Genomic DNA, 10,760 nt, shown 5'->3' with positions numbered 1-10,760 from the left:
CCCCGCCGGAGCCACCGGCGCTGCCCCACCGATCCCACGCTCGAGCTGTTCGACCCGCTGCGAGAGCGCGGCCACCCCGGCATCGGCCTCCGGGAGGAGCAGGCGCGCGCAGAGGATCTCGAGGAGCAGGCGGGGCGAGGTGGCCCCGCGCATGGAATCGAGGCCCGCGTGCACCTCGTCCGCCAGACGCGCCAGCGTGGCCGGGCCCATCGACTCGGCCTGGCGCCCGAGCGCCTCGGCCTCTTCCCCCGGCGCGTCGACGAGACCGCGCTCGATGGCCTGGGGAACGGACTGCACCATGATCAGATCCCGGAGGCGGCGCAGCAGGTCCGCGACGAAGCGGCGAGGATCGTGCCCGGCCTCGATAACTCGATCGACCGTGCGGAACAGGGCCGCGCCATCGCGCGCCGCGAGCGCCTCGACCGTGGAATCGAGCAACGAGTTCTCGGTTACACCGAGCAGCGCCGCCGCGTTCGAGTATTCGACCACCCCGCCCTCGGATCCCGCCACGAGCTGATCGAGAACCGAGAGCGTATCGCGCGGGGAACCGCCGCCCTGCCGGATGACCAGCGGGAACACCGGCGGCTCCACCTGCACGCCCTCCTGCTCGCACACGCGCTCGAGTAGTCCGCGCATCGCGGTGGGCGTGAGCAGTCGGAACGGGTAGTGGTGCGTGCGCGACTTGATGGTCGGCAGCACCTTCTCCGGCTCGGTGGTGGCGAAGATGAAGATGAGGTGCTCCGGCGGCTCCTCGACGATCTTGAGCAGCGCGTTGAAGCCCGCGTTCGAGACCATGTGGGCCTCATCGATGATGAAGACGCGGTACCGCGACGCGGCAGGGGCGTAGAAGGCCTTCTCGCGGAGCTCGCGCGTATCGTCCACGTTTCCGTGGCTCGCGGCATCGAGCTCGATGACGTCGAGGTTTCCCGGCCCCCCGGGCGCGAGCGAGACGCAAGAATCGCAGACCCCGCACGGCTCCGGCGTGGGCCCCTCGACGCAGTTGAGCGAGCGCGCCATGATGCGCGCAGAGGAGGTCTTGCCGCAGCCGCGGGGACCGGAGAACAGGTACGCGTGATTGATCCGCCCCGACCGCAGAGCGGCGGACAACGGGGCAGTCACATGTTCCTGGCCGACGACCTCCGCGAAGGTCGCCGGACGATACTTTCTGTATAGCGCCACGGGACCAAGGGTACTTCCCGCCTACGACGAAGCGGGTGGCCTACTTCCCCTTCCCCGCTTGCGCCCGGCGCACGGCGGCGAGGAGCGTACACAGCGCCACGACCTCGATGGCCTCGGTGACCTCTTCGAGCGGCGGCATCGTCGGCGCGAGCCGGATATGACGGTCGTGCGGATCCTTCCCATACGGGTAGGCAGCGCCCGCGGGGGTGAGGGCGACACCGGCGCCCGCCGTCAGCGAGACGACCTCCGAGGCCGTGCCGTCGACCACCGAGAGGTCGATGAAGTAGCCGCCCTCGGGATCGGTCCACGAGGCGACCTCGTATCCGCCGAGCCTGCTCTCGAGCGCCTCGCGCGAGGCGGCGAACTTCGGCGCGATGATCTCCCGGTGCGCCTGCATGTGCTGGCGCACGCCTTCGGCGTCACCGAAGAAGCGCACGTGCGCGAGCTGGTTGACCTTGTTCGGGCCGATCGTGCGGACCCCTGCGTTCTTGCCGTACCAGGCAAGCTCGCCCTCCTGCGCCGCGAGGAATGCGACCCCGGCGCCGGCGAAGGTGATCTTCGAGGTCGAGGCGACCTGCCAGAACCGGTTGGGGTGGCCGGCGCTCGCGGCAGCTTCGAGCACGCCCGGCACCTTGGGGAAGTCCTCGACGAGCGTGTGGACGGCGTAGGCGTTGTCCCAGATCACGCGGAAATCGGGGGCGCCCGTCTCCATCTTCGCGAGCCGCTCGACGACATGATCGGACAGCGTGAGGCCCGTGGGGTTCGAGTAGATCGGGACCGCCCACATGCCCTTGACCGAAGGGTCCGCCGCGAGCCGCTCGACCTCGTCCATGTCCGGGCCCTCGGGACCCATCTCGACCGGCAGCATCTCGAAACCGAACTTCTCGGTGACGGCGAAGTGGCGGTCGTAGCCGGGGACCAGGCAGATCCACTTCCGGTCCTGATCCTCGATCCACGGCCGCGGCGAATCGGTGGTCCCGCACAGCAGCGCGAAGGAGATGAGGTCGTACATGACCGAGAGGCTCGCGTTGTCCTCGGCGTACAGCTGCTCCGGACGGACGTCGAGGAGCTCGGCGAAGATCGCACGCAGCTCCGGGAGGCCCTGGATGCCGCCGTAGTTGCGGACGTCGGTCTTCCCCGCCATGTGATCCCCGGGCTCGGGGAGGCCGAGGAGCCGTTCGGAGAGGTCGAGCTGGGCGGCCGAGGGCTTGCCGCGGGTGAGGTCGAGGCCGAGGCCCTTCGCCGCGATGGTCTCGTACTCGGCGGCGAGCTCGTTCTCGAGTGTCTCGAGTTCGGCTTCGGTGAGTTCGGACAGCGGACGGCGCTCGGTGCTGCTCATGGACTTTCGCTCCACTCCTCGGCGGCGGTTACGCCACCAGGTTAGCGCCTGTGGAAGTGGGCGGTGCGCCGGCCGGGATCGGCATCCGCGCGCGGCTGCGGAAAACGCCGAGAGAAAATTAAAGGGACCCCGCGCACCCGGCAGAGCCCGTTGACCCTTGCTGCCTTCCGGCCCTGGGGGAGTTCACAGGATGCGCGCCACGCGAGGTCCTGTAGAGAGGATACCGCACCGGCAGCGGGGCGAGCGAGTCGGCGGGCGACCGCCCCGGAACCCGCCTCGGCGCTGCCGCGCGGCCGTCCTGGTCACCTCGCCGTCCACACCCCGTGGGCTGCAGTTTGAAATGCGGTTGGTCGATTCAGTAGTGTTCTTCCCGGAGGATTCGCCTAGTGGCCTATGGCGCTCGCCTGGAACGCGGGTTGGGTTAACGCCCTCAGGGGTTCAAATCCCCTATCCTCCGCCAACGAGAAACGCCCCGGACATCGATTCGATGTCCGGGGCGTTTCTCGTGTGCTCCCGTTGTGTTCGGACTTCGCGCTAGAACGCCGGGAGAACCTCGCCGTTTGGCCAGGTCTTCTCGATGTAGTCGCGCACCTCATCGGAGTGCAGCAGCTCGTCGAGCTTCTTGAGGTGCTCGTTGTCCTTGTCGGCGGATCGCACCGCGAGGAAGTTCGCGTACGGGTTGTTCTCGCCGTCCTCGACGAGGATGCCGTCCTTGGTCGGCGAGAGGCCGGCCTCGAGGGCGTTGTTGCCGTTGATCACCGAGGCCTCGACGTCGGGGAGCGTGCGGGCGAGGGAGGCCGCATCGGCCTCGACGAACTCGAGGTGCTTGGGGTTCTCGGCCACGTCGTTGAGGGTCGCGGAGGACTCGTCGACTCCGTCGGCGAGCTTGAGCAGGCCCGCCTTCTGCAGGAGCGCGAGCGCACGGCCCTGGTTCGAGGGATCGTTGTTGACGCCAATCTTGGAGCCGTCGGCGATGTCCTTCGGATCCTTGATCTTGTCGGAGTACAGCGCGAACGGCTCGATGTGGATGCCCGAGTAGTGCGCGAGATCGTAGCCGCGGGAGGAGACCTCGGACTCGAAGTACGGCTCGTGCTGGAAGTAGTTCGCGTCGATCTCGCCGTCGTTGAGCTGCTGGTTCGGGACCGAGTAGTCGGTGGATTCGACCTTTTCGATCTCGAGGCCGGCATCGGCGGCGAGGTTGTCGGCGACGAACTGGATGATGTCGCCCTGCGGCACCGGCGAGACGCCGACCTTGAGCTTGGTCGTGCCGTTCGCGCCCTCGGAGCCGACGTCCTTGCTGTTGCCGATCAGTCCGCAGCCGGCCAGCGCGACGACGGCCACGGTGGCCGCCGCGAGCGCCTTGAGCGAGCGGCTCTTCTTCCCTGCCATGGGGGTTCTCCTTTTTTCTATTTGTGTAGTGGTTTGCGGCTAGCGGTGATCCACCCGGCGCGCAAGGGCGTCGCCGACAATCTGCACCACCGCGACAATCACCACGAGGAGCACGACGCACGCGATCATCGTGTCTGCCTGGTAGCGCTGGTAGCCGTAGTTGTAGGCGAGGGTGCCGAGCCCTCCGCCGCCGATCACGCCGGCCATGGCCGTGTACCCGATCAGGGTGACGACGGTGACCGTGAATCCCCCGACGATCCCGGGCAGCGCCTCGGGGACCAGCACGCGCCGCGTGATGTGCTTCGTCGAGGCGCCCATCATCTTCACGGCCTCGATCTTGCCCACGGAGACCTCGCGCAGGGCGTTCTCCACGATCCGCGCGAAGAACGGGACCGCGCCGACCGACAGCGGCACCACCGCGGCCTGCCAGCCGAGCGCGGTGCCGACGATGATCCTCGTAAACGGGATGAGCGCGATGATGAGCACGATGAACGGCACCGAGCGCCCGAGGTCGACGATGAGGCTGAGCACCCGGTAGGCCGCCGGCTTCGGGTACAGCCCCCGCGGCCCCAGGTTGTGCAGCCATACGCCGAGGGGCAGCCCGATGATCGCGACGACGATCGCGGTGCACAGCGTCATGAGGATCGTCTCGATAGTCGCGGGCAGAAGCTGGTTCTGGAAGACGGGGTTACCGAAGAAGCGCCCCTCCTCGGCGGCGAGGAGAGCCACCTGGTTGCCGGCGTCCGAGCCCGTTGCTGCGGCGAAAATGCTCATCGCTCCTCGGCTCCCTTCTCGGTGCTCTGGTTCTCTTTCTCGTCACTCGTCGTGACAGCGTCGGCCGCATCGCCGGCGGGGAGCACACGCGCCTGCGCACCCGTCTCGCGCGCGATCCGCGCGATCTCCTCTGCCTCGGCAGCCGAGCCCGAGCGCATGTGCAGGCGCCCGACCTGCGCACCGTGGAGCGTCTCCACGGTTCCCGCGGCGATCCGCGGCTCGTGACCTGCCTTGCCCAGGGCCGCGAGGAGCCCGGACAGGTCCTGGCGACCCTCGCCCTCCGCCGTCATGACTTCGACGAGAGGGCCCGACGCGGCGCGCGAGCCCGAATCGGAACCGGAATCGCCACGGCCGGCGGACGGCATGGGGATGAGCTCGGCGGCGAGGGGGGATTCGGTGTCGCGGATGACCTCGAGGAGCTGGCCGGTGCGTTCGATCCGGCCGTCGGCGAGGAGGGTCACGGAATCGCAGATCTCGCGGACCACGGACATTTCATGGGTGATGATGAGGACGGTGACCCCGAGGCGGTCGCGGATCTCGCGGACGAGATCGAGGATCTGCCGCGTGGTCGCGGAGTCGAGCGCGGAGGTCGGCTCGTCGCACAGGAGCACCGACGGGGAGGCGGCGAGGGCGCGCGCGATCCCCACGCGCTGGCGCTGCCCACCCGAGAGCTGTGCGGGATGGTTCTTGCGCCGCTCGGTGAGGCCGACGAGCTCGAGCAGCTCGTCGACGCGCTTCTTCCGCTCCGCCTTCGCCACGCCGGCAATCTCGAGCGGATGCTCGATGTTGCCTTCGGCGGTGCGCGAATCGAGGAGGTCGACGCCTTGCGAGACCATGCCGATGCGGCGGCGCGCGGCGGCGAGACGAGCCCCGCGCTCCTGGCCCATGTCGACGCCGTCGATCCGGACACTGCCGGAGCTCGCCGGGTCGAGCCCCGTGATGCAGCGGATGAGTGTCGACTTACCGGCGCCCGAGCGGCCGACGATGCCGTGGATCTCGCCCGCGGGTATCGACAGGTTCACCGCCTCGAGTGCCGTGACGCCGCCGGGATACACCTTCCCGACGTTTTCCAGCTCGATCATTTAGGGGCAGCTCCAGAACACATCGGGTACGGCGGGACGAATCCGGTCCGCGAATTCGCCGGTAGGCACCAAATCCTAGTCCGTGTTCCGAGGAAACCCTGAATTCCCGCACAGGTGAGAATCAGGACTCACCGTGAGTCGAAGGGCGGCGGTGCGAGCCCCGATCGTGCTGGGTGGCGCGGCGCGGTCGAAGCACGGGTGGCGCGGTGGGGCCGAAGCGGGGATGCGGCTGGGACGCCGCAGGGGCTCGGCGGGAGCGTCTCCCAGGCTACTCCTCGCCGTCGTAGATCGTCGCGCCGGCGGCCTCGGCGAGCCCGCCGATGGTCTTCGCGAGGCGGGTGTCCCGGACCGTGACACCGCCCACGTCGTGGCTCGACATGTCCACGGTGAGCTCGTTGTAGGACCACAGCACATCGGGGTGGTGCCCCGCGTTCTCGGCGGCCGCGGCGATCTTGTCGAACAGGCCGATCGCCGCTTCGGCGGAATCGCACTTGACAGAGTAGGTTAACGCGCCCTCGGTGTGGGCCCAGCCGGGGAGCTCGGCGAGGGCCTCGGAGATCTGGGAATCGGAGAGAACTGTCTTGTCGGCGGGATCACTCATGTGGACTATCCTCCCACGGTGTGAGCGGAGATGTGGACCCCCCGAAGCACGGCGCTGCCGCCGACTCGGCCGCCGGCGGCTCGGGTGCCGGCCGCTACGCCCCCTCCCCCAGCGGCGACCTCCACCTCGGCAATCTCCGCACCGCGGTTCTCGCCCACGCCTTCGCTCGGCGCAGCGGACGCGAGTTCCTCCTCCGCGTCGACGACCTCGACCCCCAGCGCTCCCGCGCCGACGTCGCCGAGCGCCAGCTCGCGGACCTCGGCTCTCTCGGCCTCCGCTGGGACCGGGCACCGGAATGGCAGTCACGGAACTACGAGCGCTACGAAGCAGCGCTCGCCGATCTCACCGCGCGCGGGCTCACCTACGAGTGCTTTTGCTCGCGCCGCGAAATCCTCGACGCGCCTCGCGCCCCGCATGCCCCGCCCGGGGCGTACCCGGGCACGTGCCGCTTCCTGACGCCGGACGAGCGCGAACGCAAGAGAGCCGAGCTGCCGCCGAACAAAGTGCCGGCGATCCGCGTCCTGGCGCAGCCGGCGGAGGCGGGGGAAGGGGAGGCGTACGCCGTCACGCATACGGTGTTCGACCTGGTCCAGGGGGAATTCGAGGGCGTCGTGGACGACCTCGTGCTGCGGCGCGGAGACGGCGCGTGGGCCTACAACCTCGCGGTCGTGGTCGACGACGCGGCGGCGGGGATCGACCAGGTCGTCCGCGGCGCCGACCTCCTCGATTCGGCGCCGCGCCAGGCGTGGCTCGCCGGGCTGCTCGGGCTGCCTGCCGTGGAATACGCGCACGTCCCGCTCGCCGTCGCCGCCGGCGGCGAGCGCCTCGCCAAGCGCGACGGCGGGCACACCCTCGCCGAGCTGCGCGAGCGCGGGATTCCCGTCGAGAGGGTTCTTGAGGCGTTCGCGGAGTCGGTCGGCGTGTCCGCCTCCGCCTCGACATCCGTCGAGGGGATCCTCGACGCGATCACCGCCGAGCTTGATCCGGAAGTGCTCTCCCCGGGCGGCGAATTCGGCGAGCCGTGGATCGTTCCGGAGTTCGCGTAACCTGATCGCCGCCGGGGTTGCCGAGTCAGACCGGGCTGCGCGGCAGGGATTGATTGCGGGATCTCGCCATCTCCACGCAATAATCGGTGCTCGTGACCAACAAGAACACAGACACAGAAGCCCCCTACGGGGCACCCACCACCAGCCCGGGGTCTGGGCAGCCGGTTCGCAGCGCTGCAGAGGCGGGATACTCCCGCCGCACGCGCCCCGAGCCGGCGTTCGCCTCCGCCCCCTCGTACACGCTCCTCACCGCGGTCGCCCTGTTTATCGGCGTCGGACTCATCTCGAACATCTCGGCCACCAAGGCCGTGCTCCTCTTCCCCGGCCTCCACCTCGACCTGGGGTTCCTGCAGCTCGACGGCCTCGTCACCGACGGCGCGTTCTTTCTCTTCCCCCTGGCCTACGTACTGGGCGACATCATCTCCGAGATCTGGGGCTTCCGCACCATGCGCCGCGTGGTCGCCATGGGCTTCGCCGTCCAGGTCCTTGCCTCGCTGTGCTTCACCATCGCCATGCATCTGCCGGCTCCCGATTTCTACGAGAACCAGGACGCCTTCTCCGCGGTGGTCGGCGTGGTCCCGCAGTTCCTCGCCGCCGGCCTCGTCGGCTATGTCGTGGGCGAGCTCATCAACTCGTACGTCATGGTGCGAATGAAGCGGATAACCGGCGAGCGCACCCTCTGGGCCCGCATGATCACCTCGACCGTGATCGGCGAATTCTTCGACACCCTCGTGTTCTGCACGATCGCCGCCTCGGCTCTCGGCATGACGATCGGCTCGGGCGACTACTGGAACTACACGATCATCGGCTTTGTGTGGAAGGTGCTCGTCGAGCTTCTCATCATGCCCCTCTCCTACGCCGTGATCGGCCGGATCAAGCGCTCCGAGCCCAGCTACCAGGAGTCGCTTCGCCGCTACGAAGCCGAGGTCGCGGGGCCCGCGTAATAGCGGCCCAGGAAATCCTCCTTGTAGGCGAGATACTCGCCGGTGCCGCGGGTGATGGCCGCGCGGATCTCGTCGACCATGCGGATGATGAACCGCACGTTGTGCAGGGTGCAGATCTGCGGCCCGACGAACTCCTTCGCCTTGAACATGTGGTGCAGGTATGCACGCGTGTACGCGGAGTCCACCGGGTGATCGCCCTCGGGATCGAGCGGGGAGAAATCCCTGCGGAACATCGCCTTGGTGATGTTGACCTTCCCCGAGCGCGTGTAGATCCCGCCGTGGCGCGCGAGGCGCGTGGGCGCGACACAGTCGAAGGTGTCCGCGCCGTTCTCGACGGCGGTGAACACGTCGTCGGGCTCGGAGATGCCGAGGAGGTGCCGGGGCTTCGAATCCGGCATCTCCTCGGTACACCATCCCACGATGGTCCCGAGGTTCTCCTTCTCCAGCGCGCCGCCGATGCCGAAACCACCGAAGCCGCGGCGCCCCTCCTGCTCGGCTTTATCGCTCATCTCGAGAAGGCCGTGGACGGCGCGGCGCCGCAGGTCCTCGTACTGCGCGCCTTGGATGACCCCCCACAGCGACTGCAGCGGCTTGCCCTCACGCTCGGCGGTGAGCCTGTTGTGTTCGTCGATGCAGCGCTGCGCCCAGCGCCGCGTGCGCTCGAGCGACTGTTCCTGGTAACCCCTCGTGTTCATGAGGGTGGTGAGCTCGTCGAACGCGAACATGATGTCCGCGCCGAGGCCATGTTGGATCTGCATGGAGACCTCGGGGGTAAAGCGGTGCGAGGAGCCGTCGAGGTGGGAGCGGAAGGTGACCCCTTCCTCGTCGACGTGCGCGAGGCGCTCCTTGTTCTTCCGGACCGCCGAATCGTCGGGAGTGCCCTTCGCCTCCATCTCGATGACCTTCTTGAATCCGACGCCGAGGCTCATGACCTGAAAGCCGCCGGAGTCCGTGTAGGTCGGGCCGGGCCAGTTCATGAACTCCCCGAGGCCGCCGGCGGCGTCGACGATGTCGTGCCCCGGCTGCAGGTACAGGTGGTAGGCGTTGGCGAGGACCGCCTGCGCGCCGGTCGAGGCCACCTGCTCCGGAAGCAGCGTCTTGACCGTCGCCTTCGTACCCACGGGGACAAAGGCCGGGGTCGCGATGTCCCCGTGCGGCGTGGCGATGACGCCCGCGCGGCCGCCCGCCGTCCCGGGGACCTCGAGCCGGGCGGCCTGCTCGAAGTACGGGCGCTCGGCGGACTGGGGCTCTACGGGCGTGGTCGACATGGCCACCATGATCCCACAGGACGGCGCAGGCTCCGGCCATCGCTGCTACCGCCTCGCGCGAGGGCCAACCACCGCCGTGGTGGCCCGTCTACCCCTCTCTAGTCCTGACGGCGGACGTATTCCTCCACCACGACGCCGGAGTCGAATGCTGCGCATCGAACTCGCGCCCAGCGTTCCGGCGCGTACGCCAATGGCCCCGCAGAAGCGAACAGCGGCTTGCCGGCGCCGAAGAGCACGGGATGCCGCTTGAGCACGAGCCTGTCGATCTCGCCGGCGAGCTGAGCCGCGAGGTCCGCGCCTCCGCACAGCCAGATGTCCCCGGACGTCGACTCCGCCTTGAGCCGTCGGACGCGACCTGCGGGGGCTTCGCGACAGAACTCCACGCCCTCGGCCGCGGCCTCGTCGAACACGCGGTGGGCGAAGACGATCTGTTCGAGGTGCCGGTACGGGCTGGGGGCGCCAGGAAGTCCGACGCCATAGGTATTGGCCCCCATGAGGACCGTTCCGAACCGCCCTTGGTCCTGGACTATGCCGAACTGCTCGGCGATGTGGGTGGGGACGGTCTCGCCGAACTCGGCGTTGATCGCGTCCATGTGGTCGCCGTCGAACACGAAGTCGCCGAACTCGTCGTCCGGGCCCGCGATGTAGCCGTCGACGCTCACCGCGACGAAGTACACGAGTTCTCGCATGGTTCCTCCAACCATTGACCCACCCAACCACAACTGTCGTAGTGCTTGCGAGAGTACGACAACTGTCGTGGTCTTGTCTAGGGTGAAGCCATGGCAAAGAATTCGGAACGCAGGCGGGCGCTCGCCGACGCCGGGCTGCACGTGCTCGCGAGAGAGGGGGCACGCGGTCTCACGCATCGCGCCGTCGACGCGGAGGCCGGGGTGCCCACGGGGACGAGTTCGAACTATTTCCGTAACCGCGACGCGCTCCTGCGTGGGCTCGTCGAGCGGATCACCGAACGGCTCGCGCCCAGCGAGGAGTTCCTCGCGGAGAGGCGCGGCCTCCCGCCCTCCAGGGAACTCTTCGCGGAATACGTCCGCTCGATCGTCGACAGGCTCCTCGGCGAGCGCGAGGTGACGATCGCGCTCTTCGAGCTCCGCCTGGAGAGCATCCGCCGCCCCGAGGTCTC

At 68.6% G+C, this 10,760-nt stretch carries 11 protein-coding genes, 1 tRNA gene and 1 other RNA gene; 4 read left to right on the top strand and 9 right to left on the bottom strand.

Features of this window, described 5'->3' with window-relative positions:
- From V7E05_RS11590 to ffs, 3 genes are all read right to left on the bottom strand, one after another.
- Positions 1–1,179: DNA polymerase III subunit gamma and tau (locus V7E05_RS11590; RefSeq protein WP_333619806.1), on the bottom strand; the 1,179-nt coding region annotated here is incomplete at its 3' end.
- Positions 1,180–1,219: 40 nt separating this feature from the next.
- Positions 1,220–2,518, bottom strand: a complete 1,299-nt coding sequence (locus V7E05_RS11585) for an aminotransferase class I/II-fold pyridoxal phosphate-dependent enzyme (protein WP_333619805.1) — start codon at positions 2,516–2,518, stop codon at positions 1,220–1,222.
- 117 nt (positions 2,519–2,635) lie between these two features.
- An RNA gene (gene ffs / locus V7E05_RS11580) (signal recognition particle sRNA small type) lies at positions 2,636–2,732 on the bottom strand.
- A gap of 158 nt (positions 2,733–2,890) precedes the next feature.
- On the opposite strand from ffs, the gene V7E05_RS11575 reads away from it, so the two are divergent.
- A tRNA-Ser gene (locus V7E05_RS11575) sits at positions 2,891–2,978 on the top strand.
- 74 nt (positions 2,979–3,052) lie between these two features.
- On the opposite strand, the gene V7E05_RS11570 is transcribed toward V7E05_RS11575, so the two are convergent.
- From V7E05_RS11570 to V7E05_RS11555, 4 genes are all read right to left on the bottom strand, one after another.
- Complete coding sequence (locus V7E05_RS11570) at positions 3,053–3,907, bottom strand: MetQ/NlpA family ABC transporter substrate-binding protein (protein ID WP_333619804.1); 855 nt, start codon at positions 3,905–3,907, stop codon at positions 3,053–3,055.
- A gap of 39 nt (positions 3,908–3,946) precedes the next feature.
- Entirely contained in the window at positions 3,947–4,681 is a 735-nt protein-coding gene (locus tag V7E05_RS11565) for a methionine ABC transporter permease (RefSeq protein ID WP_333619803.1), read from the bottom strand.
- The gene (locus tag V7E05_RS11560; RefSeq protein WP_333619802.1) at positions 4,678–5,763 is read right to left on the bottom strand and encodes a methionine ABC transporter ATP-binding protein; all 1,086 of its coding nucleotides are present in this window, start codon (positions 5,761–5,763) and stop codon (positions 4,678–4,680) included. The genes V7E05_RS11565 and V7E05_RS11560 overlap by 4 nt, the downstream gene beginning before the upstream one ends.
- Before the next feature lie 268 nt (positions 5,764–6,031).
- Complete coding sequence (locus V7E05_RS11555) at positions 6,032–6,364, bottom strand: 4a-hydroxytetrahydrobiopterin dehydratase (RefSeq protein ID WP_333619801.1); 333 nt, start codon at positions 6,362–6,364, stop codon at positions 6,032–6,034.
- A gap of 32 nt (positions 6,365–6,396) precedes the next feature.
- Here V7E05_RS11555 and gluQRS point away from each other — a divergent pair, with 32 nt between their 5' ends.
- Together gluQRS and V7E05_RS11545 are read left to right on the top strand one after the other, a co-directional pair.
- On the top strand, positions 6,397–7,410 hold the full coding sequence (gluQRS, locus tag V7E05_RS11550; protein WP_333619808.1) for a tRNA glutamyl-Q(34) synthetase GluQRS: 1,014 nt from the start codon (positions 6,397–6,399) through the stop codon (positions 7,408–7,410).
- A 92-nt stretch (positions 7,411–7,502) separates the two neighbouring features.
- Complete coding sequence (locus tag V7E05_RS11545) at positions 7,503–8,354, top strand: queuosine precursor transporter (RefSeq protein ID WP_442891666.1); 852 nt, start codon at positions 7,503–7,505, stop codon at positions 8,352–8,354.
- Here V7E05_RS11545 and tgt read toward each other — a convergent pair.
- On the bottom strand, positions 8,324–9,622 hold the full coding sequence (gene tgt / locus V7E05_RS11540) for a tRNA guanosine(34) transglycosylase Tgt (RefSeq protein ID WP_333619800.1): 1,299 nt from the start codon (positions 9,620–9,622) through the stop codon (positions 8,324–8,326). The two genes, V7E05_RS11545 and tgt, sit on opposite strands and share 31 nt — an antisense overlap.
- A 98-nt stretch (positions 9,623–9,720) precedes the next feature.
- Positions 9,721–10,311, bottom strand: a complete 591-nt coding sequence (locus tag V7E05_RS11535) for a dihydrofolate reductase family protein (RefSeq protein ID WP_333619799.1) — start codon at positions 10,309–10,311, stop codon at positions 9,721–9,723.
- Positions 10,312–10,401: 90 nt separating this feature from the next.
- On the opposite strand from V7E05_RS11535, the gene V7E05_RS11530 reads away from it, so the two are divergent.
- Positions 10,402–10,760 (top strand): TetR/AcrR family transcriptional regulator (locus V7E05_RS11530; protein ID WP_333619798.1); only part of this gene is annotated, 359 nt, incomplete at its 3' end.

Origin of the sequence: Dietzia sp. (genome assembly GCF_036741115.1) — a bacterium.
Lineage (GTDB): Bacteria > Actinomycetota > Actinomycetes > Mycobacteriales > Mycobacteriaceae > Dietzia.
Note: the sequence above shows the minus strand (reverse complement) of the source record. Positions and strands in the feature narration are given on the sequence as shown.